A 24,978-nucleotide genomic window follows, 5' to 3' on the forward strand; every position below is an offset into this window, starting at 1 on the left:
CGACCTGTTGGGTGAGGCGCGCGCCGTACGGGGCGTGGCCCCGCCGCGTACCGGGCCGGTCCCGGTGGCGTACCGTGCGCCGGCTCCGGCCGTCCCCGCACGCCGTCCGTACCCGGGCCCGGCCGCCGTGGCACGGACGAGCGCCCGCCGCCCCGCACCACCCGTACCGGCACCGCACAACCCCGGGCCACCCGTACCGCCCCGCACCGCGCGACCCCGCACCACCCCGGGCAGCACCAGGGCCGGGGCGCCGCCGCGGCGCCCGGCCCGTACCGCGTTCCGGCCGCTGAACCGACCTTCGGGGAGGACCCGCATGGAGCCTTACGGACCGGAGACCTACGGCGAACTCAACGCCGACGTCTACGACGAGTGGCACGACCTCGACCCCACGGACGCGGTGCGGTTCCTCGGCGAGCTGATCGAGGACGGGCCCGCCGGGCCGGTGCTCGAACTGGCCGTGGGCACCGGCCGGGTGACGATCCCGCTGGCCGCGCGCGGCGTCGACCTGCACGGTGTCGACGCGTCGGAGGCCATGGTGGCCCGGATGCGCGCCAAGCCCGGAGGCGGGCGCATCCCGGTCACCATCGGCGACATGGCGGACGTCGCCCCGGACACCGACGCCCGGTTCGCCATGGTGTTCGTGGTGTTCTCCACGTTCTTCTTCCTGATGACCCAGGACGAGCAGGTGCGCTGCTTCGCGAACGCCGCCCGGCGCCTGCTCCCCGGCGGCCGGTTCGTACTGGAGTGCCCGATGCCGGACGTGGGCCGTTACCAGCGGGGCCAGCGGGTGGAGGCGCACCACGTGGGTCTCGACCACGTCCGGCTCACCGCCGTCCGTCACGACCCCGTCGAGCAGCGTCTCAGCGGCCACCACGTGCTGATCAGCGACCAGGGCATCCGGCTGGCACCGGCGTTCATGCGGTACGCCTGGCCCGCCGAACTCGACCTGATGGCCCGGCTGGCGGGGCTCGAACTCCGCGGCCGGTGGGGCGGCTGGCGCCGGGAGCCGTTCCGCGGCGAGGGGGACTACGTCACCGTGTACGAGAAGCCCGAGACACCCGCCGCCTCCTGACCACGCCCCGCCTCCGCATCCCGCCTCCGCATCCCGCCCCCACGTCCCGCCTTCACGTCCCACCGAACGGTGGTCCCGCGGGGGCGGAGTCCGGCGCAGAGGCGGGCGCGGCGGCGGAGCACAGGGCAGGGCGCGGGAGGCCGCCGGGCGCGGAAGGCCGGGCGCGGCGACGGAAAGGGCGCGGAAGGAGCGGGCCCCCGACCGACGGACGGGGCGACCGTGAAGGCACCCCGGGGACGAGGGCACTCCGGGCACGCGGGCGGCGCCGACCCCTCGTCCGGCCAGGCCCGCGGACGCCCCGAGGCTCAGGGCGGCGGTGGTGGATCCCCACCGCGCCCGGGGCCGTTCACCGCCGGGCCGGCCGGCGTGACCGGCCCCGCCCGGCGCGGCGGATCCGCCCGGCGCGCCCGGCCCGCCCGGCCCGTCCGGCGCGCCACCACGAGCACCAGCGGCGGGAGCAGCAGGCACTGGACGGCGAGCGCCAGCCAGAACCCGGGCAGCAGTTCCACCCGTTCGAACCACCCGTACAGCGCGCCACCGATCAGCCCGCCGAGGGAGGTGCCCACACCGACCGCCAGCCGTTGCCGGCCGAAGGTGACCGTGGCCGACCGGTCCGAGAGCGCCAGCGCCTCCAGGTCGTTCTTCAGGAACAGCACGGCGGTCCCGGCGCTCAGCGCCACGGCGCCGGCTGCCACCCCCGCCGCCCGGCCGGTGGCGAACGCCGCCATGCCGGCCGCCATGCAGCCGAAGCCCACCGCCATCGCCACCGGGTAGCGGGCCGCTCCGGTCCGGCGCGCCAGCAGCGGCTGGAAGACCGCCAGCCCCAGCGAGTACCCCATCATGATCAGGCCGTGGACGGCCGTGGCCAGCCGCCCCTCGGTGAACACCGCCAGGTACTGGTAGAACTGCGTGTACAGGTAGTGGGTGACGACGGTCACCGTGAACGGCAGGCTCGCCAGGCCGCGCAGCACCCGCCGGAACGGTTCGGCGGCCCGCCCGCCACCGTCGGGCCGCTCCGGTCGCTCGGGCCGCAGCAGCAGGTGGCCGGCGGTCAGCACGGCGTAGAGGGCGGCGCTCAGGGTGAAGAGCAGCGCCGGCCGGTGGAGGAACAGCGCCCCGGCCACCGGGCCGAGCGCGATCCCGAGATGGCCGGCGGCGTTGCCCGCGGACAGCACCCCCGGGCGCTGCCCGGCGGTCGCCGAGTGCACCAGATACCCGCGGTACGCGGGCGAGTAGAGGGCCCCGGCGCCACAGCTGAGGAACAGCCCGGCCACCATCAGCGCGGGCTTGGCCACCCCGCCCAGGTAGGCGAGGGCACCGAGGCCGTACAGGCAGGTGGCGAGGGTCAGGGCGCGTTTCAGGCCGACGCGTTCGGCGAACGCCGCGGTGAAGGGCGCGCCGGCGAACTGCACCAGCGTGGCCGCCCCGAGCACCAGACCGACCTGCGCCATCCCCGCGCCGAGTCGCTCGCGCAGCAGGACCGCGAGGTACGGGTAGACCGCGAACGTACCGATGTTGACGAGCAACCCGCCGGCCAGCAGGGCCCGCTGGGCGCCGCTGAGGGACCGCCACACCCGGGCGGGCGGGTCGCGGCGGCTCCGGCCACCGGTGGAGGGACGCGCCCCGGCGCGCGCCGGCCGGCGGACGCGTGCCCGCCGGCCGGCGCCGTCACCCCCGCGCCGGAGCGGCGTCAGCGCCGGTCGGCCGGGCTGTCGGCCTGCTGTTCCGCCGGGGCGGCGGGGCCCTCCCCCGGGCCTCCCGGCCCGTTCGCCGGCGGGGCCCCCGAAGGGGTGGCCTCCGCCGCGGGGCCGGCCGTCTCCTCCGCCGGTGCCGCGCTCCGCGCGGTGGTTCCGTTGCCGGGCCGCAGGCGCCGGAGGCGGAGGACGACAGCGGCGACGGCGAGCGTGAACAGCAGCAGGCCGGCCCAGATCACCCACTTCTCGGGCCAGGGCGGGACGGAGGCCCCGCCGGGGGATCGCCCGCCGTCCACACCGGTGACGAGGACCGCCACCAGCCCCAGCAGGATGGCCACCACCACGATCCGGGCGAACAGCCGCGCGCTGAAGGGCAGCGCGTGGTCGCGGTTCCCCTTCCCTCGTGCCCGGAGGCGTTCACCTGGGCGGGCCGGTGCCATCAGACGGGCGAGGAGCAGGGCGGCGAGCGGGATCTGCAGCGCCCACAGCATGGTGCGGAAGGAACCGTCGTACCAGCCCTGGCTGCTGTAGAGCAGCGTGTGCCAGGCGCTGAGCACGTAGACGACGATGACGAACCGGTGCAGCGCCAGCCAGGTCCGGGAACCGGTCCGGTGCCGCAGATAGAAGGCGAGGCCCAGGGGGATGGCCAGATAGAGGGCGAGCAGGCCGATGAAGATGGCGACGCGGCCGGTGCCGGTGGCGTAACCACCGGGCACGAAGGAGTCGACGAACGCGGTCCACACGCTGCGCCCGAACGACCAGCGGGTCCGGTTGTCCCTGATCTGGTCGGTGAAGAAGAAGAACGCGTGCATGAACATCAGCCCGATGGTGGTCAGACTGGTGGTGCGGTGCCACTTCTCCAGCCGTGCCGCGGGCAGCCAACGCAGGCGGGGCCGCGGCCCGGAGCGCATCAGGCCGAACACGACCGTGATGTAGGCCCACAGCATCGCCGACCAGCCGAACGCCTGGCACATCCAGTACATCCAGAACGTGTCGGCGTCCGCGAGCATCGGCATGATCTTGATCGTCGCGGAGGTGCCGTTCTCCACGCGGACGTAGAGCAGCCAGTAGATCAGCCCGGTGATCACCAGGGCCAGCGAGGCATCGGGTATCGCGCCCCGCAGATCGGCGCGGAGAGCGGCCCAGTCGAAACGGGCGCGGTCCGGTCTCACCTGCCCCGGGGGACGCGTCACGGGTTCAAGAGCCTCTGCCATCTCACCACTCCGGTTTCCCTCTGGCCCGCCGGCCGGCCGCCGGCGACGAGCGGTCAGCGGCGAAGCTGTCGACCCCGCGCATCGCGCCAAAGAATAGCGATGGATTCCGGGCCGCGGAAGACGGGGATGCGTTCCGGAATTTCACCACCGGCCGGACCTCATTCCCCGTCCGCACCCCTCCCCACCTGGCCTGAAGCCTCCCACGAACCGCGATCTACGCGGCACATCCGGCCACGGCGATTTCCCGCGCGAAGAAAGCCGAAAAAAATCGCCGCCGCCGGGAACTGAAGCGCCGGGAGAAACGACTGGTAAGGGAGGCCCACTGCACCACTCGACAGGAGAACGGAGAATTCCGGGAAAGCCCCCCGCAAGCGGACGCCCCGCCCGGCCGGCCCCCGGCCACCCGGCACACCGGCCCCCCGTCCGGCCGCCGGAGCCTCCGCCGTCAGGGGCAGCCCTTAGGGTCGTCGTCATGAGCTACGCAGACCTGCGCGACCTCCGGGCCGCGCTCAGCACCGCCCAGGACATCGCCTTCGGCCTGGATCCGGCGGCGCTCTCCGCCTCGCAGACGGAGGAACTGGTCGACGCCCTGCGGCGGGCGCTGCACTCCGCCACGGCTCTCAGGGGCGAGCACGGGGCGACCGGCTGTCCGCACCATCCGCGAGGTGCCGTCGATCCTCTCTACGGCGACGCGGAGGACCCGCTGCCGCCCGGGTACGGCAAGTGCCTGCTCTGCAACGACCGCCGCCGCCGGGCCGGTACGCAGCACCGGGGCCGCCGCTGACCCGCGGCCGTCCGGGGCCGTCCCCGCGCCGCCGCCCGGCCTCCGTGGCACAGCTCACCACGGATTCACGGCGGTCGGGCGGGGGTTCTCCCCTCTGGTCCCGCTATGTCTTTTTGAACGCCGGTGCGCCCTCTGCCATAGTCGTCCCAGCGACCCCTCGACCCGGGCCGTCGCTCGGAGATGGGCCGTGGCGGTCACACCCCTTCGGATCCCACGGCCACAGCAACTCCCGTATCCCGGCCCTCCCGGCCACCACGGCACAGCGCGACCACAGCCCCCGTCCACCCGCCCGGCGCGGGACGGACGGGGGCTTCTCGCGCCACCACGGCGGGCCACGGTGCACACCGGGCCGGGCCGGTTCACGGGCCGTTCCCGGAGTCGTCCTCGGTCCCGGCGTCATGGCCGATGCCGGGGTCGTGGCCCGGCCGGGACGGGGCGGTCCGCCGGTCCGTCACCGGCTTCCGGCCCCCGCCCGTCCCGGCGGGCCGGGAGTTCCGGGCCGGGCGTTCCGGGCCGGGCGCGGCTTCCCGGGGCCCGCCTCGGCGTTCCGGGATCCGCAGTTCGAACCAGGTCGTCTTGCCGACCGGCCACAGGTCCACGCCCCAGCGGTCGGCGAGGGTGTCCACGAGGAACAGCCCCCGCCCGTTCTCGTCCAGCTCGCGGACCGGCATCAGACAGGGCAGCCCACGGGACGGGTCCCGCAGTTCGACGCGGATCCGGCAGCGACCGAGGCGCATCCGTAACCCGAAGGTGCGGGCACCGGTGTGCCGGACGGCGTTGCCGACCAGTTCGGAGACGAGCAGCACCACGTCCTCCGCGAGCCGCGGGGAGAGCCCCCACTCCCCCACCACCACGGCTTCGGCCAGCCGCCGGGCGCGGGCCGCCGACTCCGGCCGGGACGCCAGGACGACCTCCTCCGCCGCGGGATCTCCGGACAGCCGCAGCGCCGTCCGCGTCCGTTCCTCCCCGGGGGCGCGGCCCGCGCCGCGGCCCGTGCCCGGCGCCCACCGGGCGGCCGCGGCCGCACCGGCGCGCCGCGGCTGCCACTCCTCGCTCCCCAGGCCCGCCATGCCCCACATGATTGGCGACGGGCCATCCTTACGGGCCGGTAGCAGGTGAATGACGCAGAAGGATCACCCGACCCGCCAATCACCTACGCGAACAGGGCGACTTCACGCACTCCGGCCCTACCGAAGACGTCGTATCCCGCCTGCGCAGGAGGCGGTCGCCCGTCCCGACGAGGCGGAAGCGGACGGCTCGCGCCCCGCCGTCTCCGGTCCGAACAGGGCCGGCCCGCGCACCGAAACCGGGCCTCATCCGGGCGGCATCAGAGGAACTCCGCCTTTCCCGGTCCCTCCTCGACGAAGCTGCGCATGCCCCGCTCACGGTCCTCGGTGGCGAACAGCCCGGCGAACCAGGTGCGCTCGACGGCCAGTCCGGTGTCGATGTCCGTCTCCAGACCGGCGTCCACGGACTCCTTCGCGGCACGCAGCGCGATGGCGGGCCCCTTGGCGAGCCGGGCGGCCCAGGCGTGCGCCGTCGCGTAGACCTCGGCGGCGGGCACCACCTGGTCCACCAGTCCCAGCGCCAGCGCCTCCCCGGCCTTCACCTGCCGGCCCGTGAAGATCAGGTCCTTGGCCTTCGACGGGCCGATCAGCCGGGCGAGCCGCTGGGTGCCGCCCGCGCCGGGGATCAGCCCGAGCAGGATCTCGGGCTGGCCGAGCTTGGCGTTGTCGGCGGCGACGCGGATGTCGGCGCAGAGCGCCAGTTCGCAGCCGCCGCCGAGCGCGTAACCGGTGACGGCGGCGACCACGGGCTTGGGGATGCGGGCGATCGCGGTGAAGGAGTCCTGGAGCGCCTTGGACCGCTTGACCATCGCCGCGTGGTCCATGGCCCGCATCTCTTTGATGTCCGCCCCGGCCGCGAACACCTTCTCCCCGCCCCAGATGACGACGGCGCGGACGTCGTCGCGGTCGGTGAGTTCCGCGGCGATCTCCAGCAGCCGGTCCTGGGTGGCGATGTCCAGGGCGTTCATCGGCGGGCGGTCCAGACGGACGGTGGCGACGCCCTCGGCGACCTCAAGATTCACAGTCATGCCCGCAGGTTAGCGGCCGTTCACGGGGGCGGGCCCGGTGCGGTTGGTCACAGCGGGGCCGGGTCCGTGCCCCGCCCGGCCCCGCCTCCCGGCCGGGCCCGCCTCCCGGCCGGAGACCTCACGCTCCTACTGCGGCGCCTTCCACTTCTCCCAGTCCATGTTCCAGCCGTTGAGGCCGTTGTCCGGCTGGATCGTCCGGTCCTCGGAGTTCTTGACGATCACGACGTCGCCGACCATCGAGCCGTCGTAGAACCAGGCCGCGGGGGTGGACGGATCGCCGCCGCCGCGCGCGTCACGGAGCCCGACGCAGCCGTGGCTGACGTTCGCGGAGCCGAAGGTGGCCCCGCCCGCCCAGTAGTTGCCGTGGATGAAGGTGCCGGAGGTGGAGAGCCGCATCGCGTGGGAGACATCCTCGATGTCGTACTCACCGTCGAATCCGACCGTGGCGCCGTCCATCCGGGTCATCTTGTGCTTCTCACTGATCACCATCTGCCCGTTGTAGGTGGGCGTGGCGGGCGCTCCGGCGGTGATCGGCAGTGTCTTGATCACCTTGCCGTCCCGCTCGACGGTCATCTTCTTGCTCTTCGCGTCCACGGTGCTGACCTGGCTGCGGCCCACCGTGAACCGGACCGTCCGTGTCTGCTCGCCGTAGACGCCGGGCCGGCCCTCGACGCCGTCCAGGTTCAGCTTGAGCGTCACCTTCGTGCCCTTGGCCCAGTACTTCTCGGGGCGGAAGTCCAGCCGGTCGTTCCCGAACCAGTGGCCCTCGATCTCCACGGACGGCTCCGCGGTGACCTCGATGGCGCGCTCCACGGCCTCCGGTTCGGTGATGCCGTGGTCGAAGCGGAGCGACACCGGCATGCCGACGCCGACCGTCGAGCCGTCCTCCGGGGTGAAGTGGCCGATGAAGGTGGTCTCCGGGACGAAGGTGGTGAAGGAGGACCGTTCCTCGGCCTCCCGCCCCTCGGCGTCCTCGGCCACCGCGTCCACGGTGTACTCGGTGTCGGAGCGGAGATGGCCGGCCGGCTTCCAGCGGGCACCGTCCGCGCTGATCTTCCCGGGGATCTCGGCGCCCCCGGCGTCCCGGACCGTGACGGACGTCAGCCGCCCGCGCTCCGCTGTCACCTTGAGGGCGCCGTCGGTCACCACGTCCCCGGCCCCGTCCTCCGGGGCGATCGTGACCTCGGCACGCGAGGGCCCGGTGGCCACCGCGGCCGTCGCGCCGCCGTTCCCCATGTCCTGCCGTTCGTTCTCCCCGCACGCGCCGACGGTCAGCACCAGCAGTCCCGCCGCCAGCGCCCCCGTGATCCGCCGCCTCGCCACAGCCGTCTCCCCTCGCCCAGCCGCCGCCCACCCGGGCTCCGCGGCTCTCCCCGGTCGTCCCCCGCGGTCCCGCCCGCGGCCCCGCGGTCCCCCGCGTCCCCCGCGCGCCCGAGACGCGCTCGCCGATCAGATAACCACACGGCGATCACGCGGTGATCCCCCCGGGTGTCACGGATCCGTCCCAATGCCCGTGGCGTGCCCTGCCTGTGACCGGAGCGCGGAGCCCGTGCCCGTCCGCCGGGCCCGGCGCCCGCACACGGCCGCTCCCCGGCCCGCCGAACTCCACCGCTCCCGCGGACGTGCCGCGGCCGGCGCCGGCCGGTCCCGTGCCCGGCGGACGTGAGGGCGGCCCGCCCAGGGGGAACATATGCACGGAAGGCCGCCGCGGCGCGGACGCGGCGGGGCACCCCGCGAGCCCCCGGAGGCCGTCACGTGTCGAGCTCAGCCGAGCCGGAGCACCGTACGCCCGCGGTGGACGGGGTGGTGCCGTCCACCGCGGTGGAGCCCTCCTGGCTCCCGGGCCCCTCCGGCGGGGCCGTCCGGCCGGGCGCGCCCGAGCCGCCGGGCGCCCGGTTCCACACCGCCCCGGACGGCACCGCCGGCACCTCCTTCGCCCTCTGGGCGGGCGGCGCGGAGGCCGTGGAGCTCTGTCTCTTCGACGAGGACGGCCGCGAGACGCGCCACCCGCTGCCCGAGTTCACCGACGGCACCTGGCACGGTTTCGTCCCCGGCGTGCTCCCGGGGAGCCGGTACGGGTACCGGGTGCACGGCCGCTGGGACCCGTGGACCGGCGCCCGCTGGAACCCGGCCAAGCTGCTGCTGGACCCCTGCGCCCGGGCCGTGGACGGGGAGTTCCTCCCGCCGCCCGCCGGGTCCGACCCGTCCACCGGCGGTTCACCGCCCCCGGACGGCGACGGCCGGCTGCCGCCCGCCGTCCACGGGCACGTCCGCGACTGGCCCGAACTCCACGCGGCCGACACCGTGCGGGACGACCGCGACTCCGCGCCGTACGTGCCCAAGGGAGTGGTCGTCGCCGGCGGACCGGCCGGCGGGGCGCGGCCCGGTGCCAACCGCCCCGGCACCCCCTGGTCCGACACCGTCCTCTACGAGCTGCACGTCCGGGGCTTCACCCGGCGCCACCCCGGGGTGCCGGAGCGGCTGCGCGGCACCTTCGCGGGGCTCGCCCACCCCGCGGCGATCGAGCATCTGACCGGGCTCGGCATCACCGCCGTCGAACTGCTGCCCGTCCATCAGTTCGCGCACGAGGAGCATCTGCTCCGCCGCGGGCTGCGCAACTACTGGGGCTACAACTCCATCGGCTGGTTCGCGCCGCACGCCGGTTACTCCGCGTCCGGCACCCGCGGCGAACAGGTGGACGAGTTCCGGCGGATGGTCCACGCGCTGCACGAGGCGGGCATCGAGGTGATCCTCGACGTCGTGTACAACCACACCGCGGAGGGGAACCACCTCGGGCCCACGTTCTCCCTGCGCGGCATCGACAACCGCGCCCACTACCGCCTCGGCCCCGACCCGCGCCACCACGCCGACGTCACCGGCTGCGGCAACACCGTCCACGCCGCGCGGCCCCCCGCGCTCCGGCTGATCACCGACTCCCTGCGGTACTGGGTGACGGAGATGGGCGTGGACGGCTTCCGGTTCGACCTCGCGACCGCCCTGACCCGCGCCGCCCACGACGGCCCGGCGCAGCCCGCGCACCCCGCAGGCCCCGGAGACCCCGCGGACCCCGCCTCCCCGTTCCTCGCGGCCGTCGCCCAGGACCCGGTGCTGCGCGGTGTCAAACTGATCGCCGAGCCCTGGGACCTGGGCCCCGGCGGCTACCGGGCCGGGGCCTTCCCCCCGCCCTGGTCGGAGTGGAACGACCGCTTCCGGGACACCGTGCGGGACTACTGGCGCGGCGCGCTGCCCAGCCTCCACGACCTCGGCTACCGCCTCTCCGGCTCCAGCGACCGCTACGCCGCCGGCGGCCGGCGCCCCTGGGCATCGGTCAACTTCGTCACCGCGCACGACGGTTTCACCCTGCGCGACCTCGTCTCCTACGAGCGCAAGCACAACGAGGCCAACGGCGAGGAGAACCGCGACGGCTCCGACGACAACCGCTCCTGGAACTGCGGCGCCGAGGGCGAGACGGACGACCCGGCGGTCACCGCCCTCCGCCGCCGGCAGCTCCGCAACCTGATGTCCACCCTGCTGCTCTCCGCCGGCGTGCCGATGCTGACCGCCGGTGACGAGATGGGCCGGACCCAGGGCGGCAACAACAACGCCTACTGCCAGGACAACGAGACCGGCTGGGTCGACTGGTCCCTGACCGCCGACCCCGGCCGGCGCGCCCTCCACGCGCTGACCGCCCGGCTGACGGCGCTCCGCCGGCGCCATCCCGTGCTGCGCGCCGGCACGTACTTCACCGGCGGGCCGCGCCGTCCCGGTGGGCTCCGCGACCTGGCCTGGTTCACCCCGGACGGCCGCGAGACGGCCGAGGAGGACTGGCACGCGCCGTCCGCCACCCTCGGCATGTACCTCTCCGGGCGGGACATCCCCGGCCGGGACGGACGGGGCCGGCCCGTGACGGACGACAGCTTCCTCGCCGTCTTCCACGCCCACCACGAGCCCCTGCCGTTCACCCTCCCCGGCCCACCCTGGGCCCAGGGGTACGAACACCTGCTGGACACCGCCCGCGAGGAGCAGGCGGAACCACCGGGCGGCACCCTCCCGGCCGGCACGGAACTCGTCCTGCCCGCCCGCTCCGTGCAGCTGCTGCGCGTGCTCCCCGGAGCCGGGACCGGGGACCCGGGGACGGCGCGGTGACGGCGGCGCCACCGGTGAGGGAAGCGACCCGTGACGGGAACACCCCGGGGACGGAAGCGAGCCGTGCCGGGAGCGCCCCGGTGACGGAACCCCGTGCCGGCAGCGCCCCGGTGGGTGCCGGCGCCGGTGGGCGTGCCCGGCGCCTCGCGGGTACCCCGGACGGCCCTACCAGGGCCGCCATGACCGAAAACGGGGTGAGCCCTGTCGGTGCCCGCCCGTAGGCTCGGCCTCGATGCCGACTCCCACCACCCCCACGCCCCGCAGATCCACCGCCCGCACCCTGCTGCGGCTCTGGCCGTATGTCCGGCCGGTCCGGGCGCGGCTGTTCACGGCCGCCGGTGTCGCCGTCGTGGCCTCCTGCACCGGACTGGTGATCCCGCTGGTACTCAAGTGGATGGTGGACGGGCCGGTCGCGGCCGGGGACCCGGGCGGGGTCTGGCTGGGTGGGGTGATGCTGCTGCTCCTCGGAGTGGTGGAGGCGGGGCTGTTCGGGCTGCGGCGCTGGCTGGTGGCCCGCCCGCTGGCCGGGGTGGAGGCCGCCATGCGCGCCTCCCTCTACAGCCGGCTTCAGCGTCTGCCGGTGGCCTTCCACGACCGCTGGCCCTCCGGCCAGCTGCTCTCCCGGGCCACCACCGATCTTCAGCTGCTCCGGATGTTCCTCGCCTTCCCGCTGACGTTCCTGCTGGTCAACGGGGTGACGATCCTGGTGGGCTGCGCGATCCTGCTGAGTCAGCAGTGGATGCTGGGGCTGGTGCTGCTGGCCCCCGTGGCGCCGCTGGTCGTGCTCTGCTCACTGTTCGAGAGCCGGTACTCGGTGGTCGCCCGCAGAGCGCGCGACCAGGTGGGTGATCTGACGACGGTCGTCGAGGAGGGCGTGCTCGGCATCCGCGTCGTCAAGGGCTTCGGCCGCCACCGCAGCCAGGCGCGCGCCTTCCGCGAGCTGAGCCGGCGGCTGCGCGGCACGGAACTGCGCAAGGCGCGTCTCCTCGCCGGTCTGCTGACCGTCATCGTGACCCTGCCCGAACTGGCGCTGGGCGCGGCGCTGCTGCTGGGCTCCGTCCAGGTCGCCGAGGGCACCCTGTCGGCCGGCACCCTGGTGGCGTTCCTCTCCACGGCGCTGGCCCTGCGCTGGCCGGTGGAGTCCATCGGCTTCCTGCTGGCGATGAGCCAGGACTCCGCGACGGCCACGGAACGCCACTTCGAGGTGGTGGACGCGCCGCTGCCCGAGGAGACCCCGGGGGCCACGGGGGCGCACGGGGACCGGAGGGAGAACGGGGGCCCCGTCAAGGGCGGCGGCCCGGCGGAGGCCAGGGGCCCGGCGGAGCACGGGACCGCAGCGCGGCCCCCGGGCTCCCCGCCCGCCCCGGCCTCGTCCGCACACCGGCCCGCGTCCGGCGCCGCGCCCCCGTCCGCCCCGGCATCCGGCACGATTCCGCCCGCCCCCGCTCCGATGCCGTCCACGCCGTCCCCCCTGTCCGTCGCGCCCGCCCCGGCGACCACCGGCGGACTCCGCTTCGAAGGGGTCGAGTTCCGCTACCCGGACACCCCGCCGGACGCCCCCGCCACCCTCCGCGGGGTCGACCTGCACATCCGCCCGGGCGAGACGATGGCCCTCGTCGGCACCACCGGCAGCGGCAAGACCACGCTCACCGCCCTGGTGCCCCGGCTCTACGAGGTGACGCGCGGGCGCATCACACTCGACGGCACGGACATCACCCACCTCTCCCGTCCCCGGCTGCGTGAGCTGATCGCCGTCGCCTTCGAGGACCCGACGCTCTTCTCCGCCACCGTCGGCGAGAACGTCCTGATGGGCGCGGAGGGCACCGGCGAGCGGGAGCTGCACCGCGCCCTGGAGATCGCGCAGGCGGGCTTCGTCCACGAGCTGCCGTACGGGGTGGGCACCCAGGTCGGCGAACAGGGACTGAGCCTCTCCGGCGGGCAGCGCCAGCGGCTCGCCCTGGCCCGCGCGGTCGTCGGCCGCCCGCGCTTCCTGGTGCTGGACGATCCGCTCTCCGCGCTGGATGTCCACACCGAGGCGCTGGTCGAGCGGGCGCTGCGGCGCGTTCTGGCCACCACCACCGCGCTCGTCGTCGCCCACCGCCCCTCCACGGTGCTCCTCGCCGACCGGGTGGCTCTGCTCTCGGAGGGCCGTATCGCCGCCGTCGGTACGCACCAGGAGCTGCTCGGCCGGAACCCCGAGTACCGCACGCTGATGTCCGGCGCACCGTCAGCTCCCGAACGGCACCCGGCACAGGAACCCGGCGCACCGCCGGCTCCCGATGCACACCCGGCCCCCGGCCCGGTTCCGGACGCGGCCGCCGTCTCGCTCACGGCCCCGGACGCGTGCCCGGCCCCCGATCCGGCTCAGGACTCATCCCTCGCGGAAGGAGGCAGCGCGCGATGACCGCCCCGGCCACCGGACGCCCCGCCGGTGAACCCGAACGTCCCGGCGACGGCACCACCCCGGGCCCCGGCGCCCCCGCCGCGCCCGGCACCGGCACCGCAACGGTTTCCCCGGCACCCACCCCGGGCGACTCCACGGCCCCGGGCACCCCCGGCCCGTCCGGCGGACCCGCCGCGCCCGACGCGGCCGCTCCGCCCGGCGGGCCCGCCTCCGCCGGCCCGTTCACCCCCTCCGGTTCCTCCGCGCCCTCCGGTTCCTCCGTGCCCTCCGACGCTTCCGGCGCCCCCGACGCTGCCGATGCCGTCGATGCTGTGGATGCCTCCGACACTTTCGACCAGGACTCCCTCCCCGCGCCCCGCGGCGCCTCGCAGAGCCTGCTCCGCTCGCTGCTGCGGCCCAGCCGTGGCCGGGTGGCCGTGGCGGCGGTCCTGCTGGTCGTCAAAGAGGCGGCGGTGCAGGCGGGGCCCCTGCTCGTCGCGCTCGCCATCGACCGGGCCGTGCCCGCGCTCCGCGCCGGGGACACGGGCCCGCTGCTGGCCGTCGGGCTGGCCTATCTGCTGTGCTCGCTGGTGTCCGGCGGTTTCCAGTACGCCTTCGTGCTGCTCTCCGCCCGGATCAGCCAGGACGTCCTGCTGGACCTGCGGGGCCGGATCTTCCGCCACGCGCAGGCGCTCAGCCTGGACTTCCACGAGCGCTACACCTCCGGCCGGCTGATCTCCCGCGCGACCACCGATGTGGAGTCGCTGCGGGAACTGCTGAACGAAGGGCTGGAGGAGCTGCTGAGCGTCGCGCTGTCGGTGTTCTACATCGCCGTGCTGCTGCTCTGGCTCGACTGGGGCCTGGGGACCGCCGCGGTGCTCTCCTTCTACCCGCTGTATCTGCTGATCCGCCGTTTCCGGCGCCGTTCGGAGCTGGTGTACGGCAAGCGCTCCACCGCCATCGCCGCCGTGGTGGTGAAGTTCGCCGAGACGATGAACGGCATCCGCCCCGTGCAGGCGTTCCGCCGTGAGGCCGCCAACGAAGCGGAGTTCCGCACCCTCAACCGGCGCCACGAGCGGGTCAACGGGGACGCCATCCTGGAGATGGCCCGCTACGTGGTCTCCTCCCGGCTGGTGGCCAACACCGTCGTGGCGGCCATCGTGCTGTGGGGCGCCTACCGGGTGGCCACCGGCGGGCTGGCGCTGGGCGTGCTCGCCGCCTCCGTGCTCTATCTGCGGCGGCTCTACGACCCGATCGACCGGCTGGGGATGTTCCTCAACTCCTACCAGTCGGCCGCGGCCTCCCTGCTGAAGATCGCCGGTCTGCTGGCGCAGCGCCCCTCCGTCCCGGAACCGGAGCGGCCGCGGGAGCTGCCCGCCCGCCCGGAGGGCCACCCCGGACGGGAGGTCGTCTTCGAGGACGTGCGCTTCTCCTACCGCGGCGGTGGCGAGGTGCTGCCGCCGTTCGGCCTCACCCTCGCCGCCGGCACGACGACCGCCGTCGTCGGCACCACCGGCGCCGGCAAGTCCACCCTGGCGAAGCTGCTCGCCCGGTTCTACGACCCGACGGCAGGACGCGTTCTGCTCGACGGTGTCGACCTGCGCGAGCTGAGCGCGGCGGAGCTGCGGCGCGGTGTGGTGATGGTGACGCAGGAGGCGTTCCTCTTCTCCGGCACGGTCGCCGAGAACATCGCCCTCGGCCGCCCGGACGCGTCCCGCGCCGACGTGGAGCGCGCCGCCCGGGCCATCGGCGCCCACGACTTCATCGCCGCGCTGCCCGACGGTTACGACACCGATGTGCGCAAGCGGGGCGGCAGGATCTCCGCCGGGCAGCGGCAACTGGTGGCCTTCGCCCGCGCGCTGCTGGCCGACCCGGCGGTACTGATCCTGGACGAGGCGACCTCCTCGCTGGACGTCCCCGGCGAGCGGGCCGTGCAGCGGGCCATGCACACGGTGCTCCGCGGCCGGACGGCGGTGGTGATCGCGCACCGGCTGTCCACAGTGGAGATCGCGGACCGGGTCCTGGTCATGTCCGGCGGGCGCGTCGTCGAGGACGGCACCCCGGAGGACCTCATCGGGGGCGGCGGCCGCTTCGCGGAACTGCACCGCGCCTGGCGCGAGAGCCTGGCCTGACCGGCGGCGCCCCGGCGGTGGGCGCCGGGGCAGTGGGCGCCGGGGCGCGGCGGTGGACCGGGCGGTGCCTACGAGCCGCCGCGGGTGCGCGGCTTCTGCCGGCGGCGGGCGGCGCGGGTGCGTTCGACCACGAAGACACCGGGGTGCAGGCCGCCGGTGGAGACGGTGACCTCGCGCAGCAGGCGCACGTTACGGGTGGCCTCGACGGAGGCGCGCAGGAGCCGCTTGTCCTCGGTGAGCAGCACGGCGCGGCCCTCGGTGGACAGCACGCGCTCCAGCTCGCCGAGGAACCGGGGGTAGAGCCGCTGGTTGGTGGCGTGCGAGCCGACCCGCTTGCCGAAGGGGAGGTTGGCCAGGACGCGGTCGACCGCGCGGTCCCGGGCGGGCAGCGCGGCGGCGTCGGCGCGCAGCAGGGTGCCGGTGGGGAAGAGGGGGGCGTTGCCCCGGGCGGCCCGGAGCGCGTCGGCGGAGACGTCGGAACCGATCAGGGTCAGGTCCTGTCCGGTGTGGGCGGCCTCGACGAGCAGGGTGCCGGCGCCGCAGAACGGGTCCCACACGACGTCGCCGTCGCGCGGTTTGAGCAGCCGCACGAGGAGGGCGGCGACCACCGGATTGGTGGACGCGGGAATGCGCCGCATTTCCGGGAAACGCCGGGAGAAATAGAGCGCACCGATCTGGGCGAGCAGCAGCTTCCCACGGCGGACGATATTGATCTGCCAGTCGCGGGGAGCGTTCCGCCATTGCAGTCCGGATTCGATCGCGCTGCGGAGTGTGGCCCTGTCGGGCAGCGCGTCAATACGAAAACGGATCGGCTCGTCCCCCTCCGCCAGAAGTCCGATGACGCCATCCGCCCGGGAGGCGCGCAGGGCCTCGACGGCTTCGGCGTGACCGGGATCGCCCCCCTCCCAGGGGCCGAGGACGACCGAGAACGCCGAGTACAGGCGGAGTTCGGCCAGGGGGCGCAGGGGGCCTTCCAGGCGGGCGGTGACGGAGTCGGGATAGGTGAGAGAGATCGACGGAAGGGTGGGCTTCCCGATGTCGTGGCACTCCTGGAGAAGCCGCTCGGCCGCTCCGGAAATACCCTCCAGGTGAATGGAGTCCGTTACCGCAACATCGAGCCTGATATCAGGAACCACAGCCATCCAAACCGAGAAGAAACCGACAGCACCGAGGAGTTCACCCTACCACGGATAATACCGGCCGAAAAAAGCTGGCACGGGCACGGAATGACGGCGGGCGAAATGCCCCACGCCCCGCCCAGGCCCACGGGCGCGGGCAGGACGGGACGGTGCGGGGCCGGGGGCAGGACCGGACGGACGACGAGGGCGGAGGAGGGCGGCGGGGGCAGCGGCAGGCGTGAACCCCCTACCGGGGTCACGCCGGACAACGTGGCGGCGGCCGTGGCCGTGGCCGGCAGATCGCGCCCGGCGGGAGCAGCGGCGACGGCGCGCCCCGGGCACGGAACCGGCACCCCGGGCCACGCGGGCGGCGGCCGGGTGCCCGGCCGCCGGGCCGGGTGGGGCCGCCGAGGAGCGGGGCGAGCCCCACGCGCCAGGGCCTCACGAACCGGGGCCCCAGGCACCGGGCCCCACCCATCCCGCCCCACGCACCCCGCCCCACGCACCGGGTCCCCGCGGCCGGGACGGCCGGCGGCCCGTCCGCCCCGCGGCGACGGCCGGCCGAAGGCCGGGACGGGACCCCCGCGCCGGCCCACGCGCACGCGCCCTTGACCATTCCGCTCCGGCAAGCCCTCGCCCGAATTCCCCGAACGGGCCCGGAAAAGAATCGGCGCATGACCGGGCGGTTCGCTGGCAAGTTACCCGGCTGGGACGGCGGTAATCAGCACCCGGCAGGTATTTCCGCCGGACATCTCGCCGGTGCGCCCCGCGTCCGCCACCGCGGGAACCGAACACGCCCCTCACGGCGATGAGCGAAGAATTATCGCGCCGCCGAACGCCCTCCGGTCCTACCCGAGTTGCCCGAATGACCGCTTCTCAGCGGAGCGGACAGGAGATATGGTCAACGCCACGCGCCGCCCGAAAGGCGCTCTCGCCGTCCCATAATACTCCGGCTCTTCCAGGGAAGTTCTCGCGTCGCTTCCCTGATTCCCCTGCTCCGATGAGAAGGAGAACCCGTGAAGAACTCAGACAGCCACTGGCTGCTCCGCGAGCGCACCGACGACGTATATGTGGCCGAGGTCGCGGACGCCGTGGTGGACGAGGACCGGCTGACGTTGTACTCCGCCGTCCAGCACGTGGGCAGCCGGGACAGCACCATCGACTCCGCGCTGCTCACGGTGGAGTGCTCCTCCCCCGCCGAGGGAGTGATCGCCGTGCGGATGACGCACCACGCCGGGCGTCTGCCGCGCGGTCCGGAGTTCGCGCTCGCCGGGCAGCCCGGCCATGTGCCGAAGACCCGGCGCGACGGCACGGTGGTGGAGCTGAGCAGCGGTTCCTTAGATCTGCGGGTCGACACCTCGGGGCCGTGGCGGCTGGAGTTCCTCTCGGACGGGCGGAGGCTGACGGCCGCGGAAGGGCTGGGCACCGGCTTCTCCGAGGCCGGCGGGGAGCGCCACCACTCGGTGGCACAGCTCTCCCTGGGCGTCGGCGAGCTGGTCTACGGCCTCGGCGAGCGCTTCACTCCGTTCACCAGGAACGGGCAGACGGTGGAGGTCTGGCAGGCGGACGGCGGGACGGCCACCGACCAGGCGTACAAGAACGTCCCCTTCTACCTGACCAACCGCGGCTACGGCGTCTTCGTCAACCATCCCGGGCAGGTCCGCTACGAGGTGGGCTCCCAGGACGTGGGGCAGGTGCGGTTCCGCGTGGCGGACCAGACGCTGGAGTACCTGGTCATCCACGGCCCGACGCCGAAGGAGATCCTCGACCGCTACACCGCGCTGACCGGGCGCCCGGCGCTGCCGCCCGCGTGGTCGTTCGGACTGTGGCTGTCCACCTCCTTCACCACCGACTACGACGAGGCCACCGTCACCCGCTTCGTGCGCGGGATGGCCGAACGCGACATCCCGCTCGGGGTCTTCCACTTCGACTGCTTCTGGATGAAGGCGTACCAGTGGTGCGACTTCACCTGGGACCCGGAGGTCTTCCCGGACCCGGAGGGGATGCTCCGCCGGCTCAGGGAGCGGGGCCTGCGGATCTCCGTGTGGATCAACCCCTACATCGGCCAGCGGTCCCCGCTCTTCGCCGAGGCGATGCGCGCGGGATACCTGGTCCGCAGGGACAACGGCGACGTGTGGCAGTGGGACAGGTGGCAGGCGGGCATGGGGCTGGTGGACTTCACCAACCCGGACGCCAGGGAGTGGTTCGCCGGGAAGCTGCGGGCGCTGACCGACCAGGGCGTGGACGCTTTCAAGACCGACTTCGGCGAGCGGATCCCGACCGACGTGGTGTGGCACGACGGCTCCGACCCCGAGCGGATGCACAACTACTACACGCAGCTGTACAACCAGGTGGTCTTCGACGTCCTCGCCGAGGCGCGCGGCGCCGACGAGGCGGTGCTCTTCGCGCGCTGCGCCACCGCCGGGGGCCAGCAGTTCCCCGTGCACTGGGGCGGGGACTGCGACTCGACGTTCTCCGCGATGGCCGAGTCGCTGCGCGGCGGCCTCTCGCTCGGGCTCTCCGGCTTCGGCTTCTGGAGCCATGACATCGGCGGGTTCCAGAACACCCCGCACCGCGCGGTCTTCAAGCGGTGGGTGCAGTTCGGGCTGCTGTCCTCGCACAGCCGGCTGCACGGCTCTGTCACCTACCGCGTGCCGTGGGACTACGGCGACGAAGCGGTCGAGGTCACCCGGGACTTCACCCGGCTCAAGCACCGGCTGATGCCCTATCTCTACCGCGCCGCCCGGCAGGCCGCCGCGCACGGCACCCCGGTGATGCGGGCGATGGTGCTGGAGTTCCCGGACGACCCGGCCTGCGCCACCCTGGACCGGCAGTACATGCTCGGGGACGACCTGCTGGTCGCGCCGGTCTTCTCCGAGGACGGCACCGTCGAGTACTACCTGCCGGCCGGCACCTGGACACATCTGCTGACCGGCCGCCAGGTCGAGGGCCCCGGCTGGCGGCGCGAGCGGTACGGCTTCGAGAGCCTGCCGCTCTTCGCGCGCCCCGGCTCCGTCATCCCGTTCGGCGGCCGGGACGACGCCCCCGCCTACCCGTGGGCCGACGGGGTGACCCTGCGCGTCCACGCCCCGGCCGACGGCGAGACCGTCCTGACCCGTGTCCCGGGTCCGGAGGACGGCGCCCCGGAGGCGGCCTTCCGCACCACCCGCGAGGGCGGGACCGTCACCATACGCGCGGAGAACGCGCCGGGCGCCTGGCACGCGGTGCTGGCCGGCCCCGAGGGCTACGGCGCTCCGGTGACCGCCGCGGACGGTGTGGTCACGCTGACGCCGGATCGCTGACGCCGGATCGCCGGCCCCGGGCCGCTGCCCCGGGGCACCGGCGCCGGGGCACCGTCCCGCGGGCCGGCCGCGCACCGTAGCGGGGCCGGCCCGCGGGCGCACCCGGGGGTGTCCGGGGGCGTCAGGGGAGGTCAAGGGAGGACACGGGCCGTCACGGGATGTCGACCGCCTCGACGAGCCGGGAGAGGGTCTCGGCGCGCGGCATCTCCGGCAGGAACGCGGGCACCTGGGCGTCGGCGAACGAACGCTGCTGCCGGCCCAGTCCGGGGTCGACCGCGTCACGCGCCTGCACGTACAGGAAGTTGAGGGTGCCGGCGAGGAACGCGGAGAACGAGTCCAGGTCACGCACCCGGCCCGGCCCGCCGGCGTCCCGGTAGGAACGCCACAGCCGGCGGGCGGCGTCGGCGCGCGGGCGCTGCCGGCCCGACCACATGTGGAGCACGCTCGCCAGCTCGCGTTCGGCGGTGGTCGGCCCGGTGTCGTCCCAGTCGAGCAGCACCGGGCCACGCGCGTCCCGCAGGACGTTCTGCGGCTGGAGGTCGCGGTGGGAGACCAGCAGCTCGTCCTCGGCGGCCGGTTCGATGTGCGCGGCGAGGGAGGGGACCGCACCCTCGACGAACGCCGCGAGTTCCCCTGCCCAGGAGGCCCCGGCGGCGCGGGCGTCGGCCAGCAGCCGTGTCCAGTCGCCGGTTTCGGGGGCCCGCTGGTACCAGTCGTCGGGGGCCTCCCTGGCGGCGACCCCGGCCAGGTGGATCCGGGCCAGGGTGGCGCCCACCCAGTCCAGGACCTCGGGGGCGGTGGCGTCCACCGGGACGCCCTCCACCCACTCGTAGAGCTTCACATGGCCGGGGCCGAACTCCGGTGGCAGCGCCGGGGTGTGGCTGCCGTCGCGGCTCGTCAGGAAGCGGGGCGCGAGGACGCCGCGCGCCGCGGCGGCGTCGCGGAGCGCCGCCTCGTCACGCACCTGCCCGGCGTCGAAACCGAAGAGCAGTTCCTTGACCGCCCAGTCCGGGCCCTCCCCCGACAGCCGCCACACCCGCCCGGTCGCGCCGCGCGCGACGGACTTCAGCGTCCAGGGCCCCGGACCGAGTCCGTAGAGGGCCGCGAGATGGTCGGCGGACTCCGCGAAGTTCACGCGCATGGCCGTGACTCCCCTTTTCTGTGGAACGGGCGGTGCCCGGCCGGGCTGTGCCGGAACGGGCTGCGCCGGAACGGGCTGTGAACGGGCCGGACTTGAACGGACCGGACTTGAACGGACCGGGGCCCCTGGGCTCTCCGAGGCGTACGGGGGTGCTCATCGCGCACCGGGGCACGCGGTGTCGTGGCGCACGGGTCGCGCGTCGTCACGTGGCACGCGGTCATGCCGCGCGGGTTCCGGTGGCGAGGCCACATCGTCCCGCGTGTCCCGCGTGTCCCGTGTGTCGCGTGCGTCGCGTGCGTCACGCGGGCCGCCGTGCCAGGAGTGCCAGAGCGCCGCGTAGGCGCCGCCGGCGGCCATCCGCTCGGCGTGGGTGCCGAGTTCGGCCACCCGTCCGTTCTCCATCAGCACCACCCGGTCCGCGTCGTGCGCGGTGTGCAGCCGGTGCGCGATGGCGATGACGGTACGCCCCTCCAGGACGGCGGCGAGGGCGCGCTCGGTGTGGCGGGCGGTGTGCGGGTCGAGCAGCGCGGTCGCCTCGTCGAGGATCACGGTGTGCGGGTCGGCCAGCACCACGCGCGCCAGGGCCAGTTGCTGGGCCTGCGCGGTGTCGGCCCGGTACCCGCCGGCGCCCAGCCCCGTGTCCAGGCCGTGCGGCAGCTCCCGGACCCAGTCCGCGCCGACGGCGGCGAGAGCCGCGTACAGCCGGGCGTCGTCGGCGGACTCGGCGGCGATCCGCAGGTTGTCCCGGACGGTGCCCAGGAAGACGTGGTGCTCCTGGGTGAGGAGCACGACCTGGCGCCGCAGCCGGCCGGGGTCCAGCTCCGCGATCGGCACCCCACCCACGGCGACGGTGCCCGAGCGCGGCACGTCGATGCCGGCCAGCAGCCGGCCGAGCGTCGATTTCCCGGCGCCGGAACGGCCGACGACGGCCAGCCGTTCACCGGGCCGCACCGCGAGGTCGACACCGTGCAGCACGTCGCCGCCACCCTCGTAGGCGAAGCGCGCGCCGACCACGTCGATCCGGTCGTCGGCGGGCACGGGCGACCCGCCCCGCCGCTCCGGCGGGAGGGCGCCGACCCCTTCGACCCTGGCGAACGAGGCGCCGCTGCTCTGCAACTGCTCCAGCCGCTGGAGGATCACGTCCAGCGGCTGGGCCAGCTGCCGCAGATAGAGGGCGACGGCGACCACGGAGCCCAGGCTCACCAGGCCGCGCCCGTGCAGCGCGCCGCCGAGCAGCAGCACCCCGGCGACGGGCAGGACGTAGGAGACGTCCACGGCGGGGAAGAGCACGCTGCGCAGGAAGAGGGTGCGTTCCCGGGTACGCCGGCTCGTCGCGACGGCGTCCCGGCAGACGTCCAGGCGGCGCCGGCCCAGGGACAGCGTCTCGATGGTGCGGGCCCCCGCGACGGTGGCGGATAGCTGCTCCGCCAGGGCGGAGGTCGCCGCGCCCTCGGCGAGATAGGCGGCGCGCGCCCGCCGCAGGTACCAGCGCACGGCGAACCGGATACCCGCGAGCCCGGCCACCCCGATCAGGCCGAGCAGCGGGTGGACGACGAAGACCGCGACGAGGATGAGCAGCGCCTGGGCCGCCGCGACGAACATCTCGGGGCCGATGTCGCGCAGGGTGTGGCCGACCGCGGCCACATCGGTCGTGCCGCGCGTCGTCAGGTCGCCCACGCCGGCCCGTTCGACGGTGGAGGCGGGGAGCGCGAGTACGCGTTCGACGAAGCGCTCCCGGATGTGGGCGGAGGTCCGTTCGCCGAACCGGTGCCCGAGGTGACGGGCCTGGCGGCCCAGGAGGATCTGCGCCAGCGCGAAGACGGGCATGGCCAGCGCCAGCCGTTCGACGCCGGCCGGCCCGGCCCCCGAGCCGACCTCGTCGATGATGCCGCCGAGCAGCCACGGCCCGGCGAGACCGGCTCCGGCGGCCAGCGTGTTGAGCACGATCACGGCGGTGAACGTGACGCGGTCGCGGCGGATCAGGCCGACGGCCGCGCGGCGTACCTCCGCGGGTGTGGCGACGGGCAGCCGGCCGTCGCCCGGCTGCCGGGGGGCGGTCATCGGACGGTCTCCGGGGTGGCGGGGCCGGTCGCCTCGTGGGCGTGGGTACTGCCGCCCGTGCCCCTGCCCGCACTGCCGCCCGTGCCCCTGCCCGTACCGCCGCCCGTACCGTCCGCCTCCCGGACGACGAGCCGGCGGTAGCCGGGGTGTTCGGCGAGGAGGCGGCGGTGGCCGCCGGTGGCGGCGACCCGGCCGTCCACCAGGAAGTGCACGGTGTCCGCCCGGTCCAGCAGCAGCGGCGAGGAGGTGGTGACGGCGGTGGTGCGGCCGGCGCGGGCGGCGCGCAGCCGGTCGGCGATCGCGGCCTCGGTGTGCGCGTCGACCGCCGAGGTGGGCTCGACGGCCAGCAGCACCTCGGGCTCGGCCCGCAGCGCCCGCGCCAGCCGGAGGCGCTGCCGCTGGCCGCCGGAGAGGTTGCGGCCCTGGGGCTCGACCCAGGAATCCAGGCCGTGCGGCAGCGCGTCGGCGACGTCGCGGGCCGCGGCCGCGGCGAGGGCGGCGGTCACCGCCCGCGGGTCCGCGTCCCGGGCGCCGGCGACGACGTCGGCCAGCGTGCCGGCGAAGAGGTCGGCCTCGTTGTCGGCGAGCAGGATCCGTTCCCGGACCCGGTCCGGCGCGATCGCGTCGAGGCGGACCCCGCCCCAGGTGGCGGCGGAGGCGGTGCACCGGCCCAGGCGTTCGGCGACGGCCGCCGTCTCCGCCGGACGGGCACTGACCAGCGCGGTCAGCGCGCCGGGGGCGAGGGTGACGCCGGACTCCGGGTCGTGCAGGACGGCGGGTCCGGCGGGCGGCTCGGCGGGCGGCGCCGGGTCGCGGTCCCCGGGCACCGGCCCGCCCGGGGCCGGCCGCAGGAAGCGCACCAGCCGGCCCGCGGCGACGAGACCGCGCGCGTAGTCCTCCCCGACGCCGATCAGCGAGGAGACCGGAACCACCAGGACGGTGGCGTACCCGTACACGGCGACCAGCTCGCCCACGGTGATGTCCCCCTGGGCCGCCATCCGCGCGGCGAGCCACATCACCACGGCGAGGAAGAGCGTGGGCAGGCCCACGCCGAGTGCCCCGATCCAGCTGGTCACCGCGCCGACGCGGTAGCCTTCCGCGCGCAGCCTCCGCGAATCCTCCCGGTAGCGGGCGGCGAAGACCGTCTTTCCGCCGAGCCCGTTGAGGACGCGCAGCCCGCCGACGAGGTCCCCGATCCGCGCGGTGAGCGCGCCCTGCCGCTCCCGGTACGTCGCCTCGACGGCCTGGAGCCGCCGCAGCAGCGGGCCGACCAGCAGGGCCAGCAGCGGGACGCAGAGCAGGACGACGACGGCGAGCGGCGGCGAGACGGCCCACATCAGCCCGGCGACCACCCCGTACGCGCAGACGGCGCCGATCGCGGGGCCGATGACCGCCGGTACGGTGGCGATCACCCCGGCATCGCCGAAACCGATGGTGACGGCCTCGCCGACGGTGACCCGGCGCGGCAGGGCGATGCCGAGGCGCATCGCGTGGGCGACGACGGCGTGCACGGTGCGGTAGATGGTGTCCATGCGGATGCGGGTCATCGTGCGGTGGCGGAGGACGCCCAGCCACGCGTTGAGCACCCCGACGCCCAGCAGCGCGGCCACCCAGCCGAGCAGCACGCCGGAGGCCGCGGAGTCCCCGGCGCCGAGTCCGTCGTCGATGGTGCGCGCCAGGAGGTAGGGCATCAGTGCGAGGCCAGCCATCTGGCCGCTGACCAGGACGGTGTCCAGGGTCACGCGGCGCCACTGGCGGGCGGTCATCCACAGGAGACAGCGCTTCGGGCCACGAGAGTCGGGGATTGCGAGATTCAGCTGTGAATCCACCATTCGC

General features: G+C 74.8%; 14 protein-coding genes and 1 pseudogene. 6 read left to right on the forward strand and 9 right to left on the reverse strand.

The window, feature by feature from the left end; translation table 11 throughout:
• Window positions 1-313: 313 nt before the first annotated feature.
• Complete coding sequence (locus tag HCK00_RS21560; protein ID WP_168103679.1) at window positions 314-1,072, forward strand: class I SAM-dependent DNA methyltransferase; 759 nt, start codon at window positions 314-316, stop codon at window positions 1,070-1,072.
• 305 nt (window positions 1,073-1,377) lie between these two features.
• Here the strand turns inward: HCK00_RS21560 and HCK00_RS21565 are convergent, their stop codons facing one another.
• On the reverse strand, window positions 1,378-2,646 hold the full coding sequence (locus HCK00_RS21565; RefSeq protein ID WP_168103680.1) for an MFS transporter: 1,269 nt from the start codon (window positions 2,644-2,646) through the stop codon (window positions 1,378-1,380).
• A gap of 116 nt (window positions 2,647-2,762) precedes the next feature.
• Complete coding sequence (locus HCK00_RS21570) at window positions 2,763-3,980, reverse strand: ferric reductase-like transmembrane domain-containing protein (protein WP_168103681.1); 1,218 nt, start codon at window positions 3,978-3,980, stop codon at window positions 2,763-2,765.
• Window positions 3,981-4,452: 472 nt separating this feature from the next.
• Here HCK00_RS21570 and HCK00_RS21575 point away from each other — a divergent pair, with 472 nt between their 5' ends.
• Window positions 4,453-4,764, forward strand: coding sequence for a hypothetical protein (locus HCK00_RS21575; RefSeq protein WP_168103682.1), 312 nt, complete (start codon window positions 4,453-4,455; stop codon window positions 4,762-4,764).
• Between the two features lie 542 nt (window positions 4,765-5,306).
• Here HCK00_RS21575 and HCK00_RS21580 read toward each other — a convergent pair.
• From HCK00_RS21580 to HCK00_RS21590, 3 genes and pseudogenes are all read right to left on the reverse strand, one after another.
• Window positions 5,307-5,834: pseudogene (locus tag HCK00_RS21580) on the reverse strand (ATP-binding protein); the annotation flags it as partial.
• 257 nt (window positions 5,835-6,091) lie between these two features.
• Window positions 6,092-6,859, reverse strand: coding sequence for an enoyl-CoA hydratase/isomerase family protein (locus tag HCK00_RS21585; RefSeq protein ID WP_168103684.1), 768 nt, complete (start codon window positions 6,857-6,859; stop codon window positions 6,092-6,094).
• A 126-nt stretch (window positions 6,860-6,985) separates the two neighbouring features.
• Window positions 6,986-8,182, reverse strand: a complete 1,197-nt coding sequence (locus tag HCK00_RS21590; protein WP_375781991.1) for a L,D-transpeptidase family protein — start codon at window positions 8,180-8,182, stop codon at window positions 6,986-6,988.
• A 480-nt stretch (window positions 8,183-8,662) separates the two neighbouring features.
• Here HCK00_RS21590 and glgX point away from each other — a divergent pair, with 480 nt between their 5' ends.
• The 3 genes from glgX to HCK00_RS21605 all read left to right on the forward strand — a co-directional run bounded on the left by glgX (window position 8,663) and on the right by HCK00_RS21605 (window position 15,520).
• Entirely contained in the window at window positions 8,663-11,005 is a 2,343-nt protein-coding gene (glgX, locus tag HCK00_RS21595; protein WP_375781993.1) for a glycogen debranching protein GlgX, read from the forward strand.
• A gap of 232 nt (window positions 11,006-11,237) precedes the next feature.
• A complete protein-coding gene (locus tag HCK00_RS21600; RefSeq protein WP_168103686.1) occupies window positions 11,238-13,409 on the forward strand; it encodes an ABC transporter ATP-binding protein in 2,172 nt (723 codons plus the stop codon).
• Window positions 13,406-15,520 carry an ABC transporter ATP-binding protein gene (locus HCK00_RS21605; RefSeq protein WP_240965916.1) on the forward strand — a complete coding sequence of 705 codons (2,115 nt, stop codon included), beginning with the start codon at window positions 13,406-13,408 and terminating at the stop codon, window positions 15,518-15,520. The genes HCK00_RS21600 and HCK00_RS21605 overlap by 4 nt, the downstream gene beginning before the upstream one ends.
• Before the next feature lie 68 nt (window positions 15,521-15,588).
• On the opposite strand, the gene HCK00_RS21610 is transcribed toward HCK00_RS21605, so the two are convergent.
• Window positions 15,589-16,662, reverse strand: a complete 1,074-nt coding sequence (locus tag HCK00_RS21610) for a TRM11 family SAM-dependent methyltransferase (protein ID WP_168103687.1) — start codon at window positions 16,660-16,662, stop codon at window positions 15,589-15,591.
• 992 nt (window positions 16,663-17,654) lie between these two features.
• Between HCK00_RS21610 and yicI the strand changes: the two genes are divergently transcribed.
• Entirely contained in the window at window positions 17,655-19,940 is a 2,286-nt protein-coding gene (yicI, locus tag HCK00_RS21615; RefSeq protein ID WP_168103688.1) for an alpha-xylosidase, read from the forward strand.
• A 151-nt stretch (window positions 19,941-20,091) separates the two neighbouring features.
• On the opposite strand, the gene HCK00_RS21620 is transcribed toward yicI, so the two are convergent.
• The 3 genes from HCK00_RS21620 to HCK00_RS21630 all read right to left on the reverse strand — a co-directional run bounded on the left by HCK00_RS21620 (window position 20,092) and on the right by HCK00_RS21630 (window position 24,974).
• Window positions 20,092-21,081, reverse strand: a complete 990-nt coding sequence (locus tag HCK00_RS21620) for a phosphotransferase enzyme family protein (RefSeq protein ID WP_168103689.1) — start codon at window positions 21,079-21,081, stop codon at window positions 20,092-20,094.
• A 153-nt stretch (window positions 21,082-21,234) separates the two neighbouring features.
• The gene (locus HCK00_RS21625; protein ID WP_168103690.1) at window positions 21,235-23,142 is read right to left on the reverse strand and encodes an ABC transporter ATP-binding protein; all 1,908 of its coding nucleotides are present in this window, start codon (window positions 23,140-23,142) and stop codon (window positions 21,235-21,237) included.
• Window positions 23,139-24,974, reverse strand: a complete 1,836-nt coding sequence (locus HCK00_RS21630; RefSeq protein ID WP_168103691.1) for an ABC transporter transmembrane domain-containing protein — start codon at window positions 24,972-24,974, stop codon at window positions 23,139-23,141. Before HCK00_RS21630 ends, HCK00_RS21625 begins: the two co-directional genes overlap by 4 nt.
• Window positions 24,975-24,978: the final 4 nt, after the last annotated feature.

The organism is Streptomyces zingiberis (assembly GCF_012034935.1).
Taxonomy (GTDB): domain Bacteria; phylum Actinomycetota; class Actinomycetes; order Streptomycetales; family Streptomycetaceae; genus Streptomyces; species Streptomyces zingiberis.